General features: G+C 75.2%; 23 protein-coding genes and 1 pseudogene. 9 read left to right on the top strand and 15 right to left on the bottom strand.

Features of this window, described 5'->3' with window-relative positions:
• Positions 1–2: 2 nt before the first annotated feature.
• Positions 3–971, top strand: coding sequence for an ATP-binding cassette domain-containing protein (locus SJY06_RS20315; RefSeq protein WP_380169357.1), 969 nt, complete (start codon positions 3–5; stop codon positions 969–971).
• Complete coding sequence (locus tag SJY06_RS20310; protein WP_380169356.1) at positions 968–2,620, top strand: ABC transporter permease; 1,653 nt, start codon at positions 968–970, stop codon at positions 2,618–2,620. Before SJY06_RS20315 ends, SJY06_RS20310 begins: the two co-directional genes overlap by 4 nt.
• A gap of 19 nt (positions 2,621–2,639) precedes the next feature.
• On the opposite strand, the gene SJY06_RS20305 is transcribed toward SJY06_RS20310, so the two are convergent.
• The 4 genes and pseudogenes from SJY06_RS20305 to lepB all read right to left on the bottom strand — a co-directional run bounded on the left by SJY06_RS20305 (position 2,640) and on the right by lepB (position 6,787).
• The gene (locus SJY06_RS20305; RefSeq protein WP_380169355.1) at positions 2,640–4,004 is read right to left on the bottom strand and encodes a putative bifunctional diguanylate cyclase/phosphodiesterase; all 1,365 of its coding nucleotides are present in this window, start codon (positions 4,002–4,004) and stop codon (positions 2,640–2,642) included.
• Positions 4,005–4,035: 31 nt separating this feature from the next.
• Positions 4,036–5,283 (bottom strand): annotated as a pseudogene (locus SJY06_RS20300) (PAS domain S-box protein); the annotation flags it as partial.
• A 350-nt stretch (positions 5,284–5,633) separates the two neighbouring features.
• Complete coding sequence (locus SJY06_RS20295; RefSeq protein WP_380169354.1) at positions 5,634–6,071, bottom strand: DUF1810 domain-containing protein; 438 nt, start codon at positions 6,069–6,071, stop codon at positions 5,634–5,636.
• A complete protein-coding gene (gene lepB, locus SJY06_RS20290) occupies positions 6,068–6,787 on the bottom strand; it encodes a signal peptidase I (RefSeq protein WP_380169353.1) in 720 nt (239 codons plus the stop codon). Before lepB ends, SJY06_RS20295 begins: the two co-directional genes overlap by 4 nt.
• A 109-nt stretch (positions 6,788–6,896) precedes the next feature.
• Between lepB and SJY06_RS20285 the strand changes: the two genes are divergently transcribed.
• From SJY06_RS20285 to SJY06_RS20275, 3 genes are all read left to right on the top strand, one after another.
• Positions 6,897–8,321, top strand: a complete 1,425-nt coding sequence (locus tag SJY06_RS20285) for a M20/M25/M40 family metallo-hydrolase (RefSeq protein ID WP_380169352.1) — start codon at positions 6,897–6,899, stop codon at positions 8,319–8,321.
• A gap of 181 nt (positions 8,322–8,502) precedes the next feature.
• Positions 8,503–10,128 (top strand): alpha-N-arabinofuranosidase, encoded by a 1,626-nt coding sequence (locus tag SJY06_RS20280; RefSeq protein WP_380169351.1) that lies wholly within the window; start codon positions 8,503–8,505, stop codon positions 10,126–10,128.
• Positions 10,125–11,120, top strand: a complete 996-nt coding sequence (locus SJY06_RS20275; RefSeq protein ID WP_380169350.1) for a hypothetical protein — start codon at positions 10,125–10,127, stop codon at positions 11,118–11,120. The genes SJY06_RS20280 and SJY06_RS20275 overlap by 4 nt, the downstream gene beginning before the upstream one ends.
• Positions 11,121–11,151: 31 nt before the next feature.
• Here SJY06_RS20275 and SJY06_RS20270 read toward each other — a convergent pair whose 3' ends face one another.
• Entirely contained in the window at positions 11,152–11,604 is a 453-nt protein-coding gene (locus tag SJY06_RS20270; protein WP_380169349.1) for a hypothetical protein, read from the bottom strand.
• Positions 11,605–11,719: 115 nt separating this feature from the next.
• On the opposite strand from SJY06_RS20270, the gene SJY06_RS20265 reads away from it, so the two are divergent.
• Complete coding sequence (locus SJY06_RS20265; protein ID WP_380169348.1) at positions 11,720–12,403, top strand: DJ-1/PfpI family protein; 684 nt, start codon at positions 11,720–11,722, stop codon at positions 12,401–12,403.
• On the opposite strand, the gene SJY06_RS20260 is transcribed toward SJY06_RS20265, so the two are convergent.
• Complete coding sequence (locus SJY06_RS20260) at positions 12,370–12,717, bottom strand: DUF3817 domain-containing protein (protein WP_380169347.1); 348 nt, start codon at positions 12,715–12,717, stop codon at positions 12,370–12,372. The genes SJY06_RS20265 and SJY06_RS20260 overlap by 34 nt on opposite strands.
• Positions 12,718–12,839: 122 nt before the next feature.
• Between SJY06_RS20260 and SJY06_RS20255 the strand changes: the two genes are divergently transcribed.
• A complete protein-coding gene (locus SJY06_RS20255) occupies positions 12,840–13,658 on the top strand; it encodes an Fpg/Nei family DNA glycosylase (protein WP_380169346.1) in 819 nt (272 codons plus the stop codon).
• 110 nt (positions 13,659–13,768) lie between these two features.
• A complete protein-coding gene (locus SJY06_RS20250) occupies positions 13,769–14,170 on the top strand; it encodes a DUF6855 family protein (protein ID WP_380169345.1) in 402 nt (133 codons plus the stop codon).
• A 9-nt stretch (positions 14,171–14,179) separates the two neighbouring features.
• Here SJY06_RS20250 and SJY06_RS20245 read toward each other — a convergent pair whose 3' ends face one another.
• The gene (locus tag SJY06_RS20245; RefSeq protein ID WP_380169344.1) at positions 14,180–14,887 is read right to left on the bottom strand and encodes a CPBP family intramembrane glutamic endopeptidase; all 708 of its coding nucleotides are present in this window, start codon (positions 14,885–14,887) and stop codon (positions 14,180–14,182) included.
• A gap of 1 nt (position 14,888) precedes the next feature.
• Positions 14,889–15,818, bottom strand: coding sequence for an NAD(P)H-binding protein (locus tag SJY06_RS20240; RefSeq protein WP_380169343.1), 930 nt, complete (start codon positions 15,816–15,818; stop codon positions 14,889–14,891).
• 121 nt (positions 15,819–15,939) lie between these two features.
• Here SJY06_RS20240 and SJY06_RS20235 point away from each other — a divergent pair, with 121 nt between their 5' ends.
• The gene (locus tag SJY06_RS20235; RefSeq protein ID WP_380169342.1) at positions 15,940–16,347 is read left to right on the top strand and encodes a nuclear transport factor 2 family protein; all 408 of its coding nucleotides are present in this window, start codon (positions 15,940–15,942) and stop codon (positions 16,345–16,347) included.
• Positions 16,348–16,397: 50 nt separating this feature from the next.
• Here SJY06_RS20235 and SJY06_RS20230 read toward each other — a convergent pair whose 3' ends face one another.
• From SJY06_RS20230 to SJY06_RS20200, 7 genes are all read right to left on the bottom strand, one after another.
• The gene (locus SJY06_RS20230) at positions 16,398–18,758 is read right to left on the bottom strand and encodes a glycoside hydrolase family 9 protein (protein ID WP_380169341.1); all 2,361 of its coding nucleotides are present in this window, start codon (positions 18,756–18,758) and stop codon (positions 16,398–16,400) included.
• A gap of 123 nt (positions 18,759–18,881) precedes the next feature.
• Positions 18,882–19,901 carry a LacI family DNA-binding transcriptional regulator gene (locus tag SJY06_RS20225; RefSeq protein WP_380169340.1) on the bottom strand — a complete coding sequence of 340 codons (1,020 nt, stop codon included), beginning with the start codon at positions 19,899–19,901 and terminating at the stop codon, positions 18,882–18,884.
• 67 nt (positions 19,902–19,968) lie between these two features.
• Positions 19,969–20,727: a hypothetical protein gene (locus tag SJY06_RS20220; protein ID WP_380169339.1), complete on the bottom strand. Its 759-nt coding sequence runs from the start codon at positions 20,725–20,727 to the stop codon at positions 19,969–19,971.
• 29 nt (positions 20,728–20,756) lie between these two features.
• Positions 20,757–21,737, bottom strand: coding sequence for an ABC transporter ATP-binding protein (locus tag SJY06_RS20215; RefSeq protein ID WP_380169338.1), 981 nt, complete (start codon positions 21,735–21,737; stop codon positions 20,757–20,759).
• Positions 21,734–22,606 (bottom strand): ABC transporter permease, encoded by an 873-nt coding sequence (locus SJY06_RS20210; RefSeq protein WP_380169337.1) that lies wholly within the window; start codon positions 22,604–22,606, stop codon positions 21,734–21,736. The genes SJY06_RS20215 and SJY06_RS20210 overlap by 4 nt, the downstream gene beginning before the upstream one ends.
• Positions 22,603–23,622 carry an ABC transporter ATP-binding protein gene (locus SJY06_RS20205; protein ID WP_380169336.1) on the bottom strand — a complete coding sequence of 340 codons (1,020 nt, stop codon included), beginning with the start codon at positions 23,620–23,622 and terminating at the stop codon, positions 22,603–22,605. The genes SJY06_RS20210 and SJY06_RS20205 overlap by 4 nt, the downstream gene beginning before the upstream one ends.
• 90 nt (positions 23,623–23,712) lie before the next feature.
• Positions 23,713–24,147 carry a VOC family protein gene (locus tag SJY06_RS20200; protein WP_380169335.1) on the bottom strand — a complete coding sequence of 145 codons (435 nt, stop codon included), beginning with the start codon at positions 24,145–24,147 and terminating at the stop codon, positions 23,713–23,715.
• Between the last annotated feature and the right edge of the window lie 6 nt (positions 24,148–24,153).

Here is a 24,153-nt window from a genome sequence, read left to right as displayed (position 1 = left end):
CCATGAGCAGCACCGACCGCAGCACCGACGGACCGGTCATCGACATCCGTTCCCTCACCAAGTCCTTCGGCGCCGTCCGCGCCCTCGACGAGCTCGACCTGCAGGTCGCGCGCGGCGAGGTGCACGGGTTCCTCGGCCCCAACGGCTCGGGCAAGTCCACCACCATCCGCGTCCTGCTGGGCCTGCTGCGCGCCGACGCCGGCAGCGCCCGCCTGCTCGGGGCCGACCCGTGGCGCGACGCCGTGACGTTGCACCGACGCCTGGCCTACGTGCCCGGTGACGTCAACCTGTGGCCGCGGCTGACCGGCGGCGAGGCCATCGACCTGTTCGCGAGCCTGCGCGGCGGCGTCGACAAGGCCCGCAAGGCCCAGCTGCTGGAGCGCTTCGACCTGGACCCGACGCGGCGCACCCGCACGTACTCCAAGGGCAACCGCCAGAAGGTCGCCCTGGTGTCGGCCCTGGCCAGCGACGTCGAGCTGCTGGTGCTCGACGAGCCGACGTCCGGGCTGGACCCGCTCATGGAGCTGGAGTTCCAGCGCTGCGTGAGCGAGGCCGCCGCGCGGGGCACCACGGTGCTGCTCTCCAGCCACATCCTCGCCGAGGTCGAGAAGCTGTGCGACCGCGTAACCATCATCCGGGCCGGCCGCGCCGTGCAGAGCGGCACCCTGGCCGACCTGCGCCACCTGACCCGCAGCACCGTCCGGGTCGTCACCGCCGCCGACGCCACGGCCGTGGCGCGCCTCGACGGCGTGCACGACTTCACGGCCGACGGCGGCAGCCTGCACTTCACGGTGGACGACGTCGCCCTGTCGCGGGTCGTGGCCACCCTGGCCCCCGCGGACATCCGCAGCCTGGTCATCACCCCGCCCACCCTGGAGGAGCTGTTCGTCCACCACTACGGCCGGCCCGACGCCGACGTGACGGCGCACTCGGCCCCGGCCTCCGCGGCGGCCCCCGGTGGTGCGTCGTGAGCACGCTGACGCGCACCCGCCCCGACGCCACCGACCCGGCGACGGTCCCCGGCGGGGGTGCGTTCACCGGCACCGGGCGGCTGCTGCGGTTCGCGCTGTGCCGGGACCGGGTCCGCATCCCGGCCTGGGCGCTGGGCCTGGGCGGCCTGATCGGCTACTTCGCCCTGGTCATCCCGGTCGCCTACCCCGACCAGGCCGCCCTGCAGAGCCGCGCCGCCATCATGGCCGACCCTTCCGGGGCGTTCATGACCGGCCCGGGCTACGGGCTGGCGGACTACACGTTCGGCGTGATGATCGCCAACGAGATGCTCGGCATGCTGGCCGTCGGGACGGCGCTGATGTCGATCTTCCTCGTCACGCGGCACACCCGCGCCGAGGAGGAGTCCGGCCGGGCCGAGCTGGTGCGCGCGTCGGTGGTGGGCCGGCTGGCCCCGCTGACCGCCGCCCTGCTGACGCTGCTGGTGGCCGACCTGGCCGTGGCCGCCGCCGTGGCGGCCGCGCTGCTGGCCAGCGGCCTGGCGGTCGCCGACTCCCTCGCCGTGGCGCTGGCGGCGGCGGTGGTCGGGCTCGTGCTCGGCACGGTGACCGCCGTGACGGCCCAGCTGGGGGAGTCCACCCGCGCCTCGTCCGGGATGGCCGGGGCGGTCCTGGGCCTGGCCTACGTGCTGCGCGGGGTGGGGGACGCGCAGCAGACCGGCGGCAGCCTGCTGTCGTGGCTGTCGCCGATCGGGTGGGCGCAGCAGACCCGTGCCTTCGTGGACCTGCGCTGGTGGCCGTTGCTGCTCGGCGTGCTGCTGTCGGGCCTGCTGGTGGCGGCCGCCTACGCCCTGGTGGGCCGGCGCGACGTCGGGGCCGGGCTGCTGGCGGCGCGCCGCGGGCCGGCCGACGCCCGGCCCGCGCTGCTGAGCCCCGTCGGCCTGGGCTGGCGGCTGGAACGGACCTCCGTGCTGTGGTGGTCGGTCGGCCTCGGGGTGTTCGGGCTGCTGACCGGGTCGCTGGCCCAGGGCGTGGTCGACAGCTTCGAGTCCCAGCCGCAGCTCGCCCAGGTCTTCGGCGAGCAGGGCGGCGGCGACGTGCTCCTGGCGACCATGTCGGCCTTCCTCGGGTTCTTCGCCATGGCGGTGGCGGTGTACGCGGTCGTGTCCACCAACCGGCTGCGGTGCGAGGAGACCGAGGGTCGCACCGGGGCCGTGCTGGCCACCGGCGTCGGCCGCGCGTCCTGGCTCGGGGCCTCCGTCGTCGTGACGACCGTCGGCGCGGTCGTGCTCCTGCTGGTGAGCGGGCTGACGCTGGGGGTCGGTACCGCCGTGTCGGTGGGCGACGCGGCGCTGGTGGCGGAGCTCGGCCTGGCGGCGGCGGCCTACCTGCCCCTCGTGCTGTGCTTCGTGGGCCTGGCCGCCCTGGGCTACGGCCTGCGCGCCGGGACGTGGTGGGTGTGGCTGCTGCTCGTCGTGTCCGTCCTGCTCGGCCTGTACGGACCCGTCCTGGGCCTGCCCGACGTCGTGCTCGACGTCTCACCGTTCGGCCTGGTGCCGGCCGTGCCCGCCGAACCGCTGCGGGCGGCGCCGCTGCTGGGCATGGCCGCGGTGGCGGCGGGGCTGCTCGCGGTCGCTGCAACGGCGTTCCGGCGGCGTGACCTGACGGCCTGAGCCGACGCGTCGGGCCGGGTCAGACCCGGGGGCCCGCGGCGCCGGTCGACTGCCGCTGCACCCGGGCCAGCAGGTCCTCGACCGGCTGCGGGCGACCGATGTGGAACCCCTGGGCGAGGTCGACGCCGAGCGAGCGCACCGCGGCCATGACCTCGGCGTCGGCCACGTACTCGGCGATGGTCTGCTTGCCCAGGCCGTGGGCGATGTCGACCACGGAGCTGACGATCAGCCGGTCGGTGGGGTTGTCGGCGCAGCCGAGGACGAACTCCCCGTCGATCTTGATGTAGTCGAACAGCAGGTGCTTGAGGTAGTAGAAGGACCCGAAGCCCGCCCCGAAGTCGTCGAGGGCGAACCGGCAGCCCAGCGCCTGGATCCGCTCGGCGAACAGCCGGGCCGTCTGGATGTCGGCCACCGCGGCGGTCTCGGTGATCTCGAACACCAGACCGTGCGGGTCCACGGCGCCGTCGCGGACCAGCTGCTCGATGCCGTCGCCGACCCGGCCGCTGCCCACGCTGTGCCCCGACAGGTTGACCTCGACGCAGAAGCCCGGGTCGACGGCCTGCAGCCGGGCGAGCACCCCGACGGCCCGTTCGGCCATCAGCAGGTCGATGTCGCGGATCAGGTCGCTGCGCTCGGCGATGTACAGGAAGTGCCCCGGCGGCACGAGCCCGCCGTCCTCGTCGACCAGGCGGATCAGCAGCTCGGCGCCCGTCACCCGGCCGGTGGCCAGGTCGAGCACGGGCTGGGCGAGGGCCACGAACCGGTCGTCGTGCAGCGCGTGGTGGATCCGCTCCGTCCAGGCGATGCGCGCCCCGGTCCGGGGGACGCTGAACAGGCTGGAGTCGTGCACGACGAACTGGTCGCGGCCGGCGTCCTTGGCGTCGTACATGACCATGTCGGCCATGCTCACCAGCTCGCCGGGGGTCAGCAGGTCGTCCTGGACGAGCACGACCCCCACGCTCGCGGTCACCCCGCGCGGTCGGTCGCCACCCAGCAGCATCACCTCCTCGCGGATCAGGGCGACCACGTCACGGGCCACCACCTCCGCGCCCTCGCGGTCCTCCTCGGGCAGGAGCAGGGCGAACTCGTCACCGCCGAAGCGGGCCACGACGTCGACGGCGCGCAGCCGGTTGCGCAGCAGCGCGGCCACGTTCTTGATGACCAGGTCGCCCGTGGCGTGCCCCAGGGTGTCGTTGACCTGCTTGAAGTCGTCCAGGTCGAGCATGAGCAGGGCCCCGGTGGCCCCGTGGCGGCGGCACCGGTCCAGGTGCGACTCCAGCTCGGCGTCGAACCGGCGCCGGTTGGCCAGCCCCGTCAGCGGGTCCTTGTCCGCCAGGTCGGCCAGCCGCTGCTCGTAGCGGGTGCGCTCGGACACGTCGACCATGGTCCAGCAACGAGCGGCCCTCGGTGCCGTCCAGGTCCAGCGCCGCGGCGCTCAGGGACACGTCGGCCGGTTGCTGGTCGGGGACCGTCACCTGCGTCTCGACGGCCAGGCGGGGGTCGCCGTCGTCCGCCAGCATCGACCGCAGCGCGGTCTCCACCCCGGCCAGGTCGAACGGCAGCGTCTCCAGGTTCCGGCCCACGAGCCGGTCCGCCGGCAGCCCGACCAGGCGGGACAGCGCCGGGTTGACCCGGTCCACGCGACCGTTCGGCGTGACGATCATGGTCGCGTGGGGCGCCTCGTCGAACAGCCGGGCGAAGCGCTCCACCGCGCGGCGCAGCGACTGCTCGCGGGCGCGGACCTCGGTGATGTCGTGCGCCACGACCAGCGCCTCCGGCCCGTCCGGGTGCTCCAGCGGGACCACGTCGACGTGCAGCAGGTTCCCGGACCCACCGACCAGCTCGGCCGAGCCGGCTCGGCCCGCCAGCGCGCCGCGGTACAGCCGGTCCAACGTCGCCTCCGTCCCCGGGGTCGCGGTCTCGGACAGCGTCCGGCCCACGACGGGGTCCGGTCGCCGGGCCGCCTCCTCGCCGACGGCGACCCGGTAGGTCAGGTCGGGGCCGACGACGGCCACGGTGACCCGGGGGAGCAGCCCGACCAGGGAGCGCCACCGGTCGGTCGCGGTCTGCAGCCGGTGCCGGGCCGCCTCCTGCTCGCTGATGTCGGTGGCCACCCGGGTCCACCCCGCCTGGCGGCCGTCGGCCCCCGGCAGCGGCGTGACGGACTCGATCACCGGCACGGTGCTGCCGTCGCTGCGCCGGTAGCGCGTCTCCCGGGTGCGGGGCCCGCCGACCGGGGTCGACCCGTCGTGCGGTGCGTGGTCGTCGGTCAGTCCCACCGTCCCGGCGTCCCGGCCCAGGACGTCCGCCGCGGCCAGGCCGAGCATGCGCTCCGCGCCGGCGCTGAACAGCGTCACCCGCCCGTCCAGGTCCGTCACCACGACCGCGTGCTCCGTGGCCGCGGCCAGCACCGAGGCCAGCTGGGCCGACGTGCGCCGCTGGGTGGCGACGGACTCGCGGAGCTGCTCCACGGCACGCTGGAGCAGGGGGCACACGACCAGGACGAGCAGCAGGTACGCCAGCGCGCGGCGCCACTCGCTGAGGGGGTACGTCGGCGGCCCGACCAGGACCAGCGGGAGGACGAAGAACAGCGCCGCGCCCACCCCGCTCAGCAGCAGCTGCGTCCGGGTGCCCTGCAGGACGAACCACAGGACAGGCAGCATGACCAGCGGGGAGAGGCCCCACGACTCCCCGCCCCCGACGTACTCCACCAGCCCCACGACGAGCAGGAACATCAATGGCGGCACGGCCACGAACGGGTGGTCGGCCGGCAGCCGCACCGTGAGCAGGGCCAGCAGGGCGGTGCCCAGGCCGGCGGCGACCGCGGCCGCGGTCTGCACCGGTGCGGGGGAGCCCTGGTAGGGCGGCAGGGCCAGCGTCGCCAGCGAGACCACCGCCACCGCCAGGAACGGCAGGATGGTGCGGTTCCGCTGCGCTGCGGTGAAGTCCATGGCTCGCCCCCGGTCGGGTTCTTCCCCCGGGGGCCGACAGTACGGCGGCAGCCGGGCCCCGGCTAGGAGCTGCGCGGGTCGGGTGCCAGCAGGGCGACCGTGGTCCGGTCCGGGACGCCGTCGTAGTACTGCGCCAGGACGGCCCGGAACCTGGGCTCGTCGGGGTCGGCCAGGTCGAACATCGTCATCGACGAGCGCAGCTTGAGGGCGTCGACGTCGCCCAGCACGGCCACCGCGTCGTCGCCCGGCCGGGCGAGCAACGCGTCCGCGCAGGCCAGCAGGCGTGGGCCCAGCACCGGGTGGGCCAGGTAGGCCCTCGCCTCGGTCAGGTCGGCGACGGCGTAGCGCCGGGCGGTGGCGCTGCGACCGAGGCCGGCCGGCTGCGGCAGCACGAACCACATCCAGTGGCTGCGCTTGCGGCCGTCGCGCAGCTCGGCCAGCGCGGCGTCGTAGGTGCCGCCGGCGTCCTGCGCCTGCACGAAGCGGTCGAGGTCCGTCACGGTCCCGGCACCCCGGTCAGGCCGCCCACGTCGTCGAACACCCCGGCCGGGGTCGGCAGCGTGGCCAGCCGGTCCAGCGGCCAGATCCGCAGCACCGCCCGGCCGACCACGTTGTCCAGGGGCACGAAGCCGTCGCCCTGCTCGTCGAGCTGGGCGCGCGAGTCGGCGGACACCGAACGGTGGTCACCCATCACCCACAGCCGGTCGGCCGGCACCTCGACGTCGAACTCCGTCAGGCTCGGCCGCTCCCCGGGGAACAGGTACGGCTCGTCCAGCGGCACCCCGTTGACCAGCACCCGGCCCTGCGCGTCGCAGCACTCGACCGTGTCCCCGGGCAGGCCGACGACGCGCTTGACCAGGTGGCTGCCGCTGTCCGCGGGCAGCAGCCCGACGAAGGTGCCCACCCGCTGCCACACGGAGGGCTGGTCCACGACCGGGGCCAACCAGCCGCCGGGGTCCAGGAACACCACGACGTCACCCCGCTCGACCGACAGCGGCCCCGGCTCGAGCTTGCTCACCAGGACCCGGTCCTGGACCAGCAGCGTGTCCTCCATGGACGGCGACGGGATCGAGAACGCCTGCACCAGGAAGGTCCGCACCAGGACGGCCACCAGCAGCGCGACCGCCACGGTGGCCACCAGCTCCAGGGCCTCCCGCCGCAGCCGGGAGCGGCGCCGGGGTGCGTCCGGGGCGGGTCCTGCCACCTCGTCGGTCACGGCGTCCCCCTCGTCACGTCGGCCGTCTGCCGGGCGCACCGTACCCGGGCCCGCTGGGAGTTCCGAGCCGGCCCTTGACATCCAACGACGACTATTAGTTACTCCGCACATGACTTCTTCGCCGTCGCTGGCCCGCCGGACCCTGCTGACCTCGGCCGCCGCGGCGGCCGGCCCCTCGGTCGTCGGGGGCTCGACCACCCCCGCGGTGGCCGCGTCGACCGCCGACCCCGGGGCCGGGACCCGGCCCGGTCGGGCCGCCACCACGCAGACCCCGGACCGGGTGCTGCGGGGGATGCTCCGCGAGGTCGACCCGGACCGCATCGAGGCGACCGTGGTGGCGCTCGCGGCGTTCGGCACCCGGCACACCCTGTCCAGCCAGACCGACCCGGTGCGCGGCATCGGCGCGTCGCGCGACTGGATCCACGCGCGGATGCAGGAGATCGCCGCGACCTCCGGCGGGCGGATGACCGTCGAGCTGCAGTCCTACGTGCAGCAGCCCGCATCGCGCATCCCCGTGGCCACCACCATCACCAACGTCGTGGCGACCCTGCGCGGCTCGGTCAGCCCGGAGCGCGTCTACGTGGTGTCCGGGCACTACGACTCCCGGGCCACCGACGTGGACGACTTCACCAGCGACGCCCCCGGGGCCGACGACGACGCCTCGGGGGTGGCGGCCGTGATGGAGATGGCCCGTCTGATGGCCACCCGTGAGCCCGAGGCCACGATCGTGTTCGCCGCGGTGGCCGGTGAGGAGCAGGGGCTCTACGGCGCCCGGTACATGGCCACGCAGCTGCGGGCGGCCGGCGCCGACGTCCAGGCCATGTTCACCAACGACATCATCGGCAGCGGCACGGGCGACAGCGGTGAGCCGGACCCGCGCACCGTCCGCCTGTTCGCCGAGGGGGTCCCGACGTCGGAGACGACGCAGCAGGCGAACCGCCGGCGGTCGGTGGGCGGCGAGAACGACTCCCCGACCCGCCAGCTGGCCCGCTTCGTCGAGGACGTGGCCCAGCGCCCGGCGACGCCGATGGACGTGCGCGTGATCTACCGCCGCGACCGGTACCTGCGCGGCGGCGACCACATCCCGTTCCTCGAGCAGGGCTACCCCGCCGTGCGGTTCACCGAGCCCGAGGAGGACTTCGACCACCAGCACCAGGACGTGCGGGTCGAGGACGGGGTGCAGATCGGCGACCTGCCCGAGTTCTGCGAGTGGGACTACATCGCCGACGTCACCCGGGTGAACGCCGCGGCGCTGTGGACGCTGGCCACCGCGCCGGGCACGCCGCGCGGGGTCCGGCTGCTGACCAACCGGCTGACCAACGAGACCGACATCGTCTGGACCCGCGGCACCGACCCCGACCTGGCCGGCTACGAGGTGGTGTGGCGCGAGACCACCGAACCGCGGTGGACGAACCTGGTGCCCGTCGGCGACGTCACGGCCGTCACCCTCGACATCTCCAAGGACAACGTGTTCCTTGGCGTGCGCGCGGTCGACCGGGACGGTCACGCGAGCCCGGTGGCGTTCCCGGCCTGACACCGGGAGCAGTCGCCCCGGCGGGCCCTCCTCGCCGGGTGGGCCCGGTCCCCGGGGCGGGGGTGGTCGGCGGCGCGCCGGGGGTCGATATCGTTATCGGAGCGGATGAGCGACGGCCGTCGCCACCGCACGACCACGCCGACGTGGGGACCGGTCCCGCGCGCCACCGAGGAGCAGACCTGTGCCGAGCGTCCAGCTGACCATCGCCCGCGACTTCACCGTCGGCCCCGTGCCGCCCCGCCTGTTCGGCTCGTTCGTCGAGCACATGGGCCGGTGCGTCTACACGGGCCTCTACGAGCCCGGGCACCCGAGCGCGGACGCGGACGGGCTCCGTCAGGACGTGCTCGACCTGGTCCGCGAGGTCGGGCCCACCGTGGTCCGCTACCCGGGAGGCAACTTCGTGTCGGGTCACGACTGGGAGGACTTCGTCGGCCCGCGCGAGGACCGGCCCCGTCGTCTCGACCTGGCATGGCGCACCATCGAGACCAACGAGTTCGGCCTGTCGGAGTTCGTCCGCTGGGCGCGCAAGGCCGACGTCGAGCCGATGATGGCCGTCAACCTGGGCACCCGCGGGGTGCGTGAGGCCCTGGAGCTGCTCGAGTACGCCAACCACCCCGGCGGCACGAGGATGTCGGACCTGCGCCGCGCCCACGGCGACGCCGACCCGTTCGGCATCAGGCTGTGGTGCCTGGGCAACGAGATGGACGGTCCCTGGCAGGTCGGGCACAAGACCGCGCACGAGTACGGCCGCCTCGCCGCGGAGACGGCCCGCGCCATGCGGCTGGTCGACCCGTCGATCGAGCTGGTCGCCTGCGGCAGCTCCGGGCGGGGGATGGCGACGTTCGGCGAGTGGGAGCGCGTCGTGCTGGAGGAGACCTACGACGTGGTCGACCACGTCTCCGCCCACGCCTACTACGAGGAGCACGAGGGCCCGACGGGGCTGGCCGACTTCCTGGCGTGCTCGGCCGACATGGACGCGTTCATCGACGACGTCGTGGCCACGGCCGACGCGGTCAAGGCCCGCGGGCGCCACAGCAAGCAGATGACGATCTCGTTCGACGAGTGGAACGTCTGGTACCTGAGCCGGCACCAGCAAACCGACATCGCCCAGGGCCGCAGCGGCTGGGACGTCGCCCCCCGGGTGATCGAGGACGAGTACTCCGTCACCGACGCCGTGGTCGTGGGGACGCTGCTGAACTCCCTGCTGCGCCACGCCGACCGCGTCGCCATCGGCTGCCAGGCGCAGCTGGTCAACGTCATCGGGCTGCTGCGCAGCGAGCCCGGCGGGCCGGCCTGGAAGCAGGCCTCCGCGCTGCCGTTCGAGCAGGTCCGCCGGCACGCCCGGGGCGAGGTGCTGCAGCTGCAGGCGGCCGGTGACCGGGTCGACAGCCCCACCTACGGCGACGTGCCGGTGGTCGACGCGACCGCGACCTGGGACGAGGAGAGCGGCACCCTGGCGCTGTTCCTGGCCAACCGCGCCGTCGACGAGGAGTCGACGGTGGCGCTGTCCGCGCTCGGCCTCCCGTCGCTGCGGGTGCTCGACGCCCAGGTGCTGGCCGCGCCGGCCGACGGCGACCGGCACGCCGCCAACACGGGTCCAGCAGCCCGACCGGGTCGGGCTCCGGCCCCTGCCCGGCACGGTCGTCGAGGGCACGACGGTGCAGGTCCGGCTGCCCGCGCTGTCGTGGGCGGTCGTCCGGCTCGTCGTCGCCTGACGGGGACGCCCGGAACCGTCGGTCAACGGCTCGGGTGGCGGTCGGTCAGCGTTCTGCTCACCATGGGCTCCCGACCTGGAGGCCCGCCATGACCCGTCGCCACTGCTCCGTCCGTGCCCGCGCCGCCCTGACCGCCGCCGGGGTCGCCGCGGCGGCGCTGGTCGCCCTGCCCGGCCTGGCCGCGGCGCCGGCCGTCGCCGCGTCACCCGCTACCCGGCCGTTCCCCGACGTCCTGCCGCTGCCGGCGGACTACCTGCCGGAGGGCATCGCGGGCGGCACCCGGACGACGTTCTACGCCGGGTCGCGCCCCGGGCCGGCGGGCGGCGGCGTGTACCGCGGGGACCTGCGCACCGGGACCGGCGCCGTCCTGGTCGAGCCCACCCCGGGCGGGGCGTCGATCGGGATGACCTACGACACGGGCACGGGGCTGCTGTGGGTGGCCGGCGGGCCGACCGGCACCGTCACCGCCTACGACGGCGACACCGGTGACGTGGTGGCGCGGTACACGGCACCCGCTTCGACGACGGGCCGGTTCCTCAACGACGTCGACCTGTCGGGGACGCAGGTGTTCGTCACCGACTCGCTCAACGCCGAGCTCGTGGTGCTGCCGCGGCGGCCGGTGGACGGCGGTGCGTCGGGGCCGACCCTGCTGCCGCTGAGCGGTGACTGGTCGCAGAGCCCCACGGGGTTCGACGCCAACGGCATCCGGACCCTGCCGGGCGGGGACCTGCTGGTCGTCGACCAGGGGGAGCTGCTGCGCGTGGACCGCACGAGCGGGGTCGCCGACCGGCTCGAGCAGACGGCCGGTGAGGACCTGACCGCCGGCGACGGGCTCGAGCTGCGGGGGACCACGCTGTACGTGGTGTTCGGCTTCGGCGAGGACTCGGTCGCCGTCGTCGACCTCGACCTGGCGGGCGGGACCTACGCGGTGACCGGCGAGCTGAGGCAGGACGAGCCCGTCGAGGACGACCTGGAGCGCCCGACGACGGCCCTGTTCAAGGCGGGGTCGCTGTGGGTCGTCAACGGCAAGTTCTCCTCCGGTCCCACGACGGACCAGGAGGTCGTCCGCGTCGACCTCCCCTGAGGTCCGGGCGTGCGCCGACGCCGCGCCTGGTTCAGGCGGGGACGGCCAGGTCCCGCCGGCCGACCGCGTCCCGCAGCAGGTCGGGAAGCGACGCGCCCCGGGCCCCGGTCAGGGCGACGGCGTCGCGGTAGGTGTGCTCACCGTGCAGGCACAGCGCCAGCACCGCGCGCTGCCGTTCGGCGGGCGTCAGGGTCTGCGCGGCCGCGCAGCGCTCGTACGTCGCCCGGGCCAGCTCGTGCCGTACCGAGCGTCGCCCGGCCGAGGGCGCGTCGTGCGGACGGCAGGCGTCCACCAGGGCGTCGACGACGGCGTCCTCGGCGGGGGTGCCCGGACCCAGGACGCAGCAGGCGGTCGCGTAGAGCGCACCGGAGTGCCGGTCGTACAGCGCGGCCACCGCCGCACCGTCACCGGCGCAGGCGTCGCGCAGCAGCCGACGGTCCGAGTCCTCGTGGGTGGTCGAGCCGTCCGACCCCTGCGCAGGCATGCGCGTCCGTGTCACGAGCCCGGGGTCCCCGCCGGTGCCCCCCCGCAAACCCCGCCGCGGCAACCTGGTCCGAACGGGGGACCCCGGTCCGTCCGGACGGCCGTAGGTTGCTGCCGTGACCAGCCACGCGGACCCCGTCCCCGGCGCCACGCCCGACGTCGACGACGAGACCGACGCCGGGACCGATGCGAGGACGGCGCGGGTCGGGATCCTCCTGTTCGACCAGGTCGAGGTGCTGGACGCCTGCGGCCCGTTCGAGGTGTTCAGCACCGCCACGCGCGTGCACGCCCGGCTGCACCCCGACCGGCCGCCGCGGTTCGAGGTCGTGATGCTGGCGACGACCCCGCGCCCGGTCGTCGCCCGCGGCGGGCTGCACCTGGGGGTGCACCACACCCTGGCCGACCACCCGCCGCTGGACGTCGTGCTCGTCCCGGGCGGGGTGACCGACGACGTGGAGCAGGACCGGGAGGTGCTGGCGTGGCTCGCCGCGAAGCCGGAGACCCGGCTGCTGGCCTCGGTCTGCACGGGGGCGTTCGTCCTGGCCGAGGCGGGCCGGCTGCGCGAGGAGCGCGTCACGACCCACTGGGACGACGTGGCCGAGCTGCGTCGGCGCCACCCGGGCCTGACCGTCCTGGAGGACGTGCGCTGGGTGGACGACGGGGTGCTCACCTCCGCCGGCATATCGGCCGGTCTCGACCTGGCCCTGCACCTGGTCCAGCGGCTGGCCGGTCGCGACGTCGCGGTCGGGACCGCGCGGCTGATGGACTACGCCTGGGTCGAGGACGACCCGACGGGCTGACGGGCCCCCTCGCGGCGCAGCGCCTCCAGGGCGACCACGGCCCCGACGGCAGGCAGCAGGCCCACCAGCACCAGCGGCCAGGACCAGCCCCGCACCCAGCGCGCGGCCACCACCGCGGCCGAGCAGAGCAGGTACAGCCCGCCGTGCACCGGACCCACGGTCGACGTGACGAGCTCGGAGTGCACGGTCACGACGTTGACCAGCAGCACGACCAGCGTCGCGGTCTCGGCCCAGGCCGTCCAGGCCAGGACGAGCCGGTGCGGGCGGTGGTGGCGGGGCCAGGTCGTCAGGTGGTCGCGGAGGCTCGGCAGCACCCGACCATCGTGGGGCACACCGGTCCCGGACCCGCGGGCGGGTGCCAGGGGCCGCGGGCACCAGGACGCCCGTGGCGCGCACCCGGTGGCGGGGGTGCCCACGCCCTGCCTACCGTGCCCGGGTGCCGGAGGGGGACAGCGTCTGGCGCGTGGCGCGCCGGCTGCACGAGCGGCTGAGCGGGCGCACGGTGCTGCGCAGCGACCTGCGGGTGCCGCGCTTCGCCACCGTCGACCTGTCCGGGCGGACCGTCGTGGCCACGGTGCCGCGCGGCAAGCACCTGCTCACCCGCCTCAGCGGTGACGTCACGCTGCACACCCACCTGCGGATGGACGGCGAGTGGTCGGTGGTCCGGGCGGGCCGGCGGCTGCCGCGGCGCCTGGAGGACGAGGTGCGGGTGCGGCTGGTGACGGACGGGCCGACGGCCTACGCCCTGCGGATGCCGGTGGTCGAGGTGCTGGCCACCTCGCGCGAGGCCGACGTCGTGGGTCACCTGGGTCCGGACCTGCTGGGCCCGGACTGGGACCCGGCCGAGGCCGTGCGCCGGCTGTCGACGCCGGCGGACCGCCCGCTGGCCGCGGCGCTGCTCGACCAGCGCAACCTGGCCGGGATCGGCAACCTGTGGGCCAACGAGATCTGCTTCCTGCGCGGGTGCTCGCCGTGGACCCCGGTCGGCCAGGTCGACCTCCACCGGGTCGTCGACCTCGCGCACCGGCTGCTGCGCTTCTCCGTGTCCGGGGCCACCACCGGGCGCCCGACCGCGCAGGTCACCACGGGCGACCCGCGGCCGGGACGCTCGCACTGGGTCGCCGGGCGGGCGGGCCGGCCGTGCCTGCGGTGCGGCACCACCGTCCGGGTGGTCGAGGAGGTGCCGGGTGACGCCGGCCGGCGCCGGACCTGGTGGTGCCCGCGCTGCCAGCCGGGCCCCGGCCCGGACCGCTGACGAGCGTCGCGGGGGCGGTCGGGCCGCGGTGCTGCGGCGGCCGGTGGCGCGGGGACCCGCACCGCGCCGTGGGTCTCGACGGCGCGGGTGGCCCGGAGGACCATGGCGGCATGGCCAGCGGGACGCGCGACGACCCCTGGGAGCTGCGCACCGCTCCCGGCAGCTCCAGCTACACGATGTACGCCGACGACGACGCCGACCCGCCCGTGCTGGTGTGCCAGGTCGGCTCGACGACGCTGCGGTACCACCGCGGGGCCGTCACCGACCTGCACGCCTGGCTCGTCGGGCGGGGCGACTGGGTGCCGCTGGGGGCGGCCGACGAGAGGAAGCCGGCGCCCGACGGCAGCGTGGAGGCCTGGGGCCGCTCGCCGGACAACCCCGTGGGCGGGTGGTACGGCCTGCGCAACGGCTACCGCGGCCGGTTCGGCATGTACCTGCCGCCGCTGCTGGAGGAGCTCGGCCTGGTCGAGCTGACCCACGACGCCCGCAACAACCGCGTGCGGGCCCGCTGAGGCCGCCGCTCAGCCGAACAGCGGGGGCAGGACGAACAGCATCACCGACGACCAAGTGACGTGGGTGAGGATCGGGGCCAGCACCCCGCCGCTGGCCCGGCGCTGCAGGCCGAGGACCACCCCGAGCACCAGGGCGGCGAACACGAGCATGACGTTGCCGGTGGCGACCGTGGCCACGCCGTAGACCAGCGTCGAGATCAGCACCGGGCGACGGCGGCCGATCGCGGCGAACAGGCCGCCGCGGAAGAAGATCTCCTCGGCCACCCCGTTGACCAGGGTCACGGCCGCGATCAGCGGCAGGTAGCCGGCGTCGGCGTGGGCGAGGACCTGGTCGACGTAGCCGGCCAGCGGCGGGATCTGGCGGACGACCAGGGCCCCCACCGCGAACGCGGCGGCGGCGGCCAGGCCGAGCAGGACGGGGCTGAGCACCGGGCGGCGCAGCCGGCCCCGCGAGGGCGTCCGACCCAGGTGCAGCGGGCCGGACAGCAGGCCGCCGACGACCCAGGTGAGCGCGACCAGCATCGTCCAGCCGTAGAACGCCGGGTCCCCGGGCTCCAGGCCCAGCGACACGGCCAGCAGCACCGCCCCGACCACCAGGACCAGCGCGACCACGATGCGCCGGCGGCGGAACTCGCTGTCGGGCTGTGAGTGGTCGCGCTCGACCTTGGTGACCAGCGAGGAGTCGACGACGTCCAGCAGCCGCCGGGCCCAGCCCACGTCAGGCCCGCTCGGCCCGCTTGTCGCCCACCGTGGCGTCCTGCTCGGCGGCGCGGGCGGCCAGCGCGAGCCGGACGGCCTCGTCGTAGCCGATCGGCTCACCCGGCACGACGTCCAGGATCGAGCGGTCCTTGACGACGACCTCGGTGGTCATGGAGTCGACCAGGTTGCGGGCGGTCGCGGTGTCGACGTCGGTGACCAGCGCCAGCCAGTACGACGACAGCCGGGGGGTGAGCAGCGGCACCTTGACCCGGGGCATGCGCTTGTTCTTGAGCGTCGCGGCCCGCCGGAGCATGTCGACGTAGCGCAGCACGTCCGGCCCGCCGATCTCGAACGTCCGGCCCTGGGCGCGGGGCTCGCCGAGCACGCCCACCAGGTACCGGATCACGTCCGGCAGCGCCACGGGCTGGGTCCGGGTGTCGACCCACTTCGGGGTGATCATGAGCGGCAGGTGGTCGACGAGCTGACGGGTGATCTCCCACGAGATGCCGCCGTGGCCGACCACCACGGCCGCCCGCAGGGTCGTCACCGGTACGGCGCCCTCGGCCAGCAGGTGCTCGACCTCGCGGCGGGAACGCAGGTGCGGCGACAGCTCCTCGTCCTCGCTGCCGAGCCCGCCCAGGTAGATGACCTGCTCGACGCCGGCCTGCTCGGCGGCCCGGGCGAAGTTGCGGGCCGCCTGGGCGTCCTTGTCCTCGAAGTCCGCGGAGTCCAGGGAGTGCACCAGGTAGTAGGCCGCGTCCGCACCCCGCAGCGCCTCGACCAGGGAGTCCGGGTCGGACACGTCCCCGGCGACCGCGGTGCCGCTGCCGTCGTAGTCGTCGGGGTGCCGGGTCATGGCCCGCACCTCGTGGCCGGCCTCGGACAGCGCGTCGCACAGGTGCGAGCCGATGAAGCCGGAGGCGCCGGCGACGAGCACGGTTCTCCTCATGCCCCCAGCATGACCGAGCCTGACCAGCCCGCCACCGGAGGTGTCCGGGCGCCCGCGCGGGGTACGGGCCCGGCGGGGACGCGCACCCGGTGCGGCCCCGACCGAGCAGAAGGAGCCACCCGTGGACCACGCGGTCACCGACGGCACGACCCGCAGCTTCATCGCGGCGCTGCGGCACCTGGAGCAGACCCGCGAGCTGGACGACATGGCCGCGCTGTTCAGCGACGACGCCGAGGTGCGCAGCATCGACGGGCACGGCCCGCGGCAGGGGCCCGACGGCATCCGGGCGCTGTTCGACGAGTACCTGCGCCAGTTCGACGAGCTGAGCACCACGTTCACCCAGGTCACGGAGGGGTCCGGGCACGCCGCCCTGGAGTGGACCACCGACGCCGTCCGCGCGGGCGGGCACGGCGTGACCTACACCGGCGTGACGATCATCGACCTGGCCGACGGCCGGGTGACGGGCTTCCGCACCGTCTACGACTCGGCGGCCCTGATGGGCCCGACCGTGCTGACCGACGGGGCCTGAGGCCCCGCCGGTCAGCCCACCCCCCTCGGGCGGGTCAGGGAGTCAGCGGGTCAGCGGGTCGGCGTCCCGTCGCCCAGGTCGGCCAGGAACGACGCGACCCACGCCGTCGGTGCCTGCCAGTTGATCGTCAGCTCGTTGGTCGACCACGAGCCGATGTCGTCGACGTAGCAGGTCTGGGCGGCGCAGCCGTCGGAGAACAGCGGTGTCGACACCGGGTCGCCGGTCTGCGCCGTGGTGGAGTTGCCGCCTCCCGCGATGGTGCCGTCGGGCGGGTTGGGCAGCGACGGGTCGACCTGGTTGGCGTACAGCCGGCTGTGCTGGTTCTCGGAGAACACCGTGCCGTAGCCGGTGACGTAGGAGTTGTTGAGCGCGTTGCGGCCCAGCAGGTAGTCCATCCCCTCGACCACGGCGTCGGCGTACTTCTGCTGCCCGCGGATGTCGTAGGCGGTGGCCAGCACGATCATGTTGTTCAGCACCTGGCTGTTGGAGCCCCAGACGTAGTCGCCCTCCGGCGGTGCGTAGGGGTGGCCGAACGGCTGCGAGGCCGCGTCGGCCAGGTACTGCTCCGCGGCCTTCACCACGGACAGCCGGACCCGGTTGCGGTCGCGCAGGTCGTTCGGCACGGTCGCCAGGTCCATCCGGCCCAGCGGCGCGACGTTGCCCCAGTCGTAGCCGTCGGCGGTGAAGACGTCGCCGGTGTGGTGCGGCGAGGCGACCAGGTCGCGCTGGAACTGCTGCTCACCGGTGGTGATGAACAGCTCGGCGGCGGCCCAGTAGAACTCGTCGCTCGGGTCCGGGTCGTCGTACGGGCCGCTGCCGGGGTTGGGGTCCAGCGCCGCGTCGGGCGCCGGGACCAGCAGGTCGGGGGTCGCCTTCGCCGCGGCGTAGGCGGTACGGGAGGCCTCGAGCAGCTCGGCGGCGAACGCCTCGTCGTACGGCGCCCACAGCCGGGCGCCCTGCGCAGCGGTCGCGGCCAGGTTGAGCGTGCCCGTGGTCGACGGTCGGTACAGCACCCGGCGCTGCGGGTCGGCGGCCGGGTCCAGCGGCAGGCCGGTCCAGTCGACGTCGGCGACCTTGTGGTTGGCCATGCCGGCGTACTGCTGGCCCTCCGGCACCTGCATCTTCAGCATCCACTCGAGCTTCCAGCGGGCCTCGTCGAGGATGTCGGGGACGCCGTTGCCCGTCTCGGGGACGCGCAGCGTCGAGTCGCCGAGCGCACCGTCGGTGACCACGTCGGCGTGCAGGGTGCGCTCGTGCTGGCTCAGCATGGTGGCCAGGGCGATGCCGGCCGGGACCATGTACTTGCCGTGGTCGCCCGCGTCGTACCAGCCGCCCGTCACGTCGCGGGTGCCCTCGCAGGTCCACGGCTCGTCGAACAGCAGCTGGGAGTCGTCGGCCAGGTCCTGGCACGGCACCGCGGTGTCGCCCTGGTTGGGGGCGACGCCGACGTGGCCGGCCGCGCGGCCGTAGCCCGAGGCGATGGGGTCGAGGATCTCGATGCCGCTGCGGTTGGTGTAGAAGAACGTGAGCGCGTCCACCCGCAGCTCGTCGTAGATGTCGTCGCCGATGGCGAACGGGTAGCTGGTCTCGCCGTCGGCGACCAGCGTGAAGCCCTCGCCCGTGGCGCGCACCCGGCTGAAGTCGACGGTGTGCACGTCGACGCCGGCGCTGGGGTCGAACCCGGCGGGCACGGTCCGCCCGCGGGCGACGACGGTGCCGTCCTGGCGCAGCTGCCACGGCCGCGCGGTGGTGGCGTCGGTGACCACCGTGGCCTTCTTGGGCCCCTCGGTCAGGTAGCCGACCTGGTTGACCCGGACCCGGGGGCCGGTGTCGGGGACGTACTCGCCCGGCTCGGCGCCGCCGGTCAGCGACACGTCGTCCACGCACAGCCGGTACGCGCCGGCGTTGCTGATGTCCTGCTGGAACGCCAGCTCGGCGTTCGGGTAGTCGACCGACGGGGTGAAGGTCCACCGGAACGTCTGCTCCTGCGGCGTGAGCGGGGCCTTCTGCGCAGGCAGGAACTGCTCGTAGTTGCGGTCCGGCCCGGCCTGGACGACCACGCGGACGTTGGCCTCGGTCGCGGGCTCGGTCAGCATGTCGACGCTGAGCGCGTAGGTCTCGCCGGCCAGCAGGGGGACCAGCTGCGTGATCGCGGCGCTGTAGGGGCCGCTGCCGGCGGGCACGTCGATGCAGCCGCGGCCGTCGACGACCGACGCGGCCGGGTAGGCGTTCCACCCGGTCAGGCCGTCGTCGAAGCCGCCGTTGGTGACCTGCTCCGGCGCGTCGGCCGCGGCCGCGCTCCCGGCGCCGAGGGCGCCGGCGGTGAGCGCCAGCGCGCCGGCCGTGGTGACGGCCAGTGCTCGTCGGCCACCTCCGCGGCGCACGCCGCGGGGGATGAGGTGGTGGGACATGGGGACCTCCGGTCCACGTCGTCGTGGCAGCGCTCTGGGAACGTTCCCAGGCGCCCGGGACCACAGTGACCCCGGTCCTGACCGGTGTCAACACCCCGCGTCAGCAGAGGCGTCGGCGCAGCGCTAGGCGGACTCGCGCACGACCAGCTCGGTGGGCAGCACCAGCGGCGCCGCCGGCGTCGGGCGGCCGGCCAGCAGGCCCAGCAGCAGGCGGGTGGCGCCGCGGCCCAGGTCCTCGATCGGCTGGCGGACCGTGGTCAGGGGCGGGCTCAGGTGGCGGGCCAGCGGTCGGTCGTCGAACCCGACCACCGCCACGTCACCGGGCACGTCGCGGCCCGCCTCCCGCAGCGCGGCCAGGGCCCCCGCGGCCATCAGGTCGGAGGCGACGAAGACGCCGTCCAGGTCGGGCACCGCGGCCAGCAGCTGCCGCATCGCGTGGTGGCCGCCCTCCTCGGTGAACCCGCCGTCGGCCAGCAGGTCGGGGGTGACGGCGAGCCCGGCCGCCGCCACGGCGTCGCGCCAGCCCGTGACCCGGTCGGTGCCCGCGCTCATGTCCTGCGGCCCCGTGACGCTCACGAGCCGGCGGCGGCCGCCGGTGATCAGGTGCTCGGTCGCGGCCCGGGCCCCGCCGCGGTTGTCGACGTCGACCGACGGCATGGTGCCGTCGCTCGGCCGGCCCGCCGTGACCACGGGTACGCCGGCCGCCAGCAGGGCCGCCGGCAGCGGGTCCGTGTCGTGGGCGGAGATGAGGATGACGCCGTCGACGTGGCCGTCGACGGCGTGGCGCTCGATCTGGTGCCGCTGCGCGTCGGTGCGGGGCAGCGACAGCACGAGCAGCAGTCCCGCGTCGGTCAGCTCGGCGTTGACGCCGCGCAGGATGCCCGAGAAGAACGAGTCGGTGAACACGACGTCCTCGGTCTCGGGCACGACGAGCGCGACCGAGCCGCTGCGGCGGCTGCGCAGCGACCGGGCCGCCAGGTTGGGGCGGTAGTCCAGCTCGTCGGCCGCCTTGAGCACCGCGGCCCGCACCCCCGGCGACACCGCGGGCGAACCGGTCAGGGCGCGGCTCGCGGTGCCCCGGCCGACCCCGGCGCGCGCCGCCACGTCGACGAGCGTGGCGGGGCGGGGCCGGTCCGAGGTCACGGTCGGTCAGGCTACGCCCGCGCCACCGACGTCCCGTGGGGCTCGCGGGGACCTCGAGCCGATGACCTCAGGCGACCTCGCCGCGCACCAGGCGCCACCGCGCGGCCGCGGTGGCGACGACGGCGAACAGCACCGGACCGGCCCACGCCCACGCCAGGCCCACCCCCTGGGCCGGCGCCGTGGTGTCGGTGAGCGTGGTCAGCAGCGACGTGCTGTACGTGCTGACCGCCAGCTTGGCGGGCAGGGCGCCGAAGGCGGCCACCAGCCCCTCCCACAGCAGCACGTAGACCAGGCCCCACACCAGGGCCCGGCGGACGGCCAGCCCCAGGAACGCGAACAGGCCCGCGTAGCCCAGGCAGGCCATCGCCGCGGCGTACCCGGCCGCCACGACCAGCAACGGACCGCCGCCCGCCGACACCGCGAGCACGACGGCGGCCAGGACGGCCAGCGGGGCCGAGCGGACGACGACCGCCAGCGTCGCGGCCACCGCGAGCGACCAGCGGGGGACCGGTCGCAGCCACAGGTAGACCAGGGTGCCGTCGTCACGCAGGTCGCCGACCACGGCGGCGGCCTGGACCAGGCTCATGAGCGGGGCGTACAGCGTGAGCACGAGCACGGTCAGCAGCCCGACGACCTGCTCGTCGGGGACGCCGCCCGCGTCGGCCCGCAGCCGCACCACCAGGCCCACGGCCCCGAGCGCGGCCGCGGCGGCGACGGACACCACCAGGCGCCAGCGCCCCCGGGCGGCCCGCATCATGATCGTGGTCAGCAGCCACACCGACGCGGTGGTCGGTCGCGGGCCGGCCGGTCGGGCGGTGGTGGTCACGTCGGTCTCCTGTCGGGCGGCGGGCGGGGTCATCGGGTCACCAGGTAGCGGAAGACGCTGTCCAGGTCGTCGTCGAGCGGGCGGACCTCGTGCAGCACCGCGCCGGCGGACACGGCCCGGGCCGCCAGGGCCCGTCGCAGCGCCGGGGCGGCCAGGGTGTCGACCACCACCGCCCCGCCCCGCTCGCCGGCCGGCACGTCCTCCACCGACACCGCCACCACCCCCGCCACACCGACCAGGCCTGCGGCCAGCTCACGGGGGCGGTCGGTGCCGACCCGCACCTTCATCGGGCGGTCGTCCAGCAGCTCGCGCAGCCCGTGGGACGTGCCGGCGGCCACCACCCGGCCCTGGGCCATGACCAGCACCCGGTCGCTGATCCGGTCCAGCTCGCCGAGCACGTGGCTGGAGACCAGCACGGTGTGCCCCTCCGTCCCGAGGTCGGCGACCAGGTCGAGCACGGCGATGCGCTGCCGCGGGTCCAGGCCCTCGACGGGCTCGTCCAGCACCAGCAGGCGGGGCCGGTGGACGATGGCCTGGGCGATCTTGGCCCGCTGGCGCTCGCCGCCGGAGCGCTCCCGCAGCGGCCGGGGGTCGGCCGGGTCGAGACCGACCCGCTCCAGCGCCGCCACGGTGGCCTGCTCGGGGTCGGCCACGCCGACCAGCCGCGCCGCCGTCCGGACGAACCGGGTGGGGCTCTCGTGCTCGAACAGCGCCTCCTGCTGGGGGGCGATCCCGACCTGGCGGTACACCTCGGGGTGCCGGCGCGGGTCGACGCCGAGCAGGCGCACCTGCCCCCGCGACGGCCGGGTCAGCCCGCAGACCAGGCGCAGCAGCGTCGACTTGCCGGCGCCGTTGGGACCCAGCAGGGCGTTGACCCCGGGGCGGAGCGACAGGCTGACCCCCGACACGGCCACCACCGTGCCGTACCAGCGGCTGACGTCGACCAGCTCGGCGACGGGACCGTCCGGCTCGCGGTCGTCGGTCGTGGGGGCGGGGCTGGTGGGGCTCATCGGGAGACCTTCGTCCGGGCGTAGGAGGCGATGACCACGACGGTCGGGACGGCGACCCAGGCCAGCCAGGCCGTGGCGAGCTGCCACAGCGGCACCCCGCTCAGCTCCGACGTGCCGTCCAGGAGCCGGCTGGGCATCTCGAAGGCGACCATGACGACGTCGCCCAGCAGGACCGTGGCCGGGGACCCGGTGGCCGCGAGGATGCCGGCCACCGCGCCGCCCAGCAGCAGCACGACCCCGATCACGGCCGTGGCCACGATGCGGCGGGTGGTCAGGCTGGACACGGCGGCCGCGACCGCCGCCAGCGGCAGGGCGACCAGCGGGGTCGCCACCACGACGCGCCACAGCACGTCCAGCACGTCGAGCAGGGCCGGCGGGGTGTCTCCGGTCGCGGCCAGGCCGACGACCAGCAGCAGCGGCGGGCCCAGCGCGACCAGGGCCAGCAGCAGGAGCATCGCCCCGGCCTTGGCCAGCAGGTACGTCCAGCGGGTCAGCGGCGTGGCGAGGTACCGGCCGAGCATGCCGGTCCGCTTGTCGGTGCAGAACAGCTCCGGCACCACGAGGGCGGCGAAGGCGATGACGGCCGTGGTGATGAGGCCGTAGTAGTCGCGCACCGACTGCATCAGGGGCTGGTCGAGGATGTCGCCGAGCAGGACCGACGCCCCCACCAGCGCCACGGCCGGGAGGTACGCGATCAGGACGACCAGGCCGATGGGCACCTTGCCGCCGAACGGCCGCCCCAGGCCGAGCCCGCGCCGCAGCGAGTAGCGCAGCAGGCTGCCGACGGCGCCGGCCGTCCCGGCGCGCGGGCCGTCGTAGGGCCGGTAGCCGGTGTCGAGCAGGCGGGACGCCTCCTCCGGCGCCCTCACGCCGCACCGCCCGTGGTGGCCAGGTAGGTGTCGACCAGCCCGTGGCGCGGCTCGGTCAACCCGTGCAGGTCGGCGCCGCAGCCGGCCAGGACCTGGGTCAGGGCCTGCTCGTGGCCGGGCTCGCTCAGCGTCACCTGCAGCCGGGCCAGGCCGTCGCCGGCGTCGTGCCGGTCGCGGGCACGGCCGTCCCCGGGGACGTCGGGAGCCGTCACCGCGACCCCGGCCGCCCGCAGGCCCGCCTCGACGGCCGGGGCCGACGCGGCGTCCAGCACCAGCAGCCGGGTGGTGGAGCGCTGTGCGGCCCCGCCGAGCCGGGACGAGCTGGCCCGGCCGTCGGTGAGGATGACCACCGCGTCGCACACCTGCTCCACCTCGGCCAGCAGGTGGGAGCTGAGCAGCACGTGCATGCCGAGCTCGGTGCCCAGCCGGCGCACCAGCACCAGCAGGTCGTCGCGCTGCACCGGGTCCAGGCCGTTGGTGGGCTCGTCGAGCACGAGCAGGCTGGGGTCGTGGGCGATGGCGCAGGCCAGCTTGACCCGCTGCTTCTGACCGGTCGACATCGTGCCCACGCGCCGGGTGCGCTCCTCGCCGAGGCCGACCAGCCACAGCGAGTCGCTGCTGCGCTGCCGGGCCGCGCTGCGGGGCAGGCCCTGCACCTCGGCCAGGTGCGACACCAGGTCCACGGCGGGCACGTCCGGCGGGAGCACCTGGAGCTGGGGCGAGTAGCCGATCCGGGGCCGCAGCCGGGGCCCGTCCGTCCGGGGGTCCAGGCCCAGCACCTCGATGTCTCCGGAGGTGGGGCGCTGCAGGCCCAGCAGAAGGCCGATCAGGGTGGTCTTGCCGGCGCCGTTGGGGCCCAGCAGGCCGGTGACGCCGGGCCCGACCGTCACGTCGGCCCCGCTCAGGACGAGCCGGTCGCCGATCCGCAGCCTCAGGTCACGGGTGCGGACGACGGGCTCGGGCGAGGGGTCGGGGGCTGCGGTGCTGCCGCTCGGGGTGGTCGCGGTCGTGGTCACGCGTCGACGGTCCCAGAACCCTCGCGCCACCGGTAAGGGGGACAGCCGCAGAGCGGGGCTGCTGCTGCCCCGTCCGGGCCGCGGGGGCCCTCAGGTCAGCGGCGGGACGGTGACCGAGCCGTCCTCGGCGATCGGGAAGCCCGGGTTCCACGAGATCTCCCAGGCGTGCCCGTCGGGGTCGGTGAACACCCCGGCGTACCCGCCGTACGGCGTCTCGCCCGCCGGCCGCGTCACGGTCGCGCCGGCCGTCGCCGCCTCGGCGAGGACGGCGTCGACCTCCTCGCGCTCGCGGACGTTGTGCGCCAGGGCCGTCCCGCCGAACCAGGCCTCGCGGGAGTCCGGGTCGGGGACGCCGCAGTCGGCCGCCAGCCGGTCCCGGCCCCACAGGACGACCACCACGCCGCCGGCCTGGAAGAAGACCGTCTCCTCGACCTCCTGGCCGCGCCAGCCCAGCTCCTCGTAGAAGGCGCGAGCCCGAGGCAGGTCGCGGACGCCGAGCGTGACCAGGCTGATGCGCTGCTCCATCACCCC

The sequence above is a fragment of the Jannaschia sp. R86511 genome (assembly GCF_042466345.1).
Taxonomy (GTDB): Bacteria; Actinomycetota; Actinomycetes; order Actinomycetales; family JBBAYJ01; genus Aquipuribacter.
The sequence above is the reverse complement of the archived record's forward strand: the minus strand, read 5'-3'. Positions and strand labels throughout refer to the sequence as shown.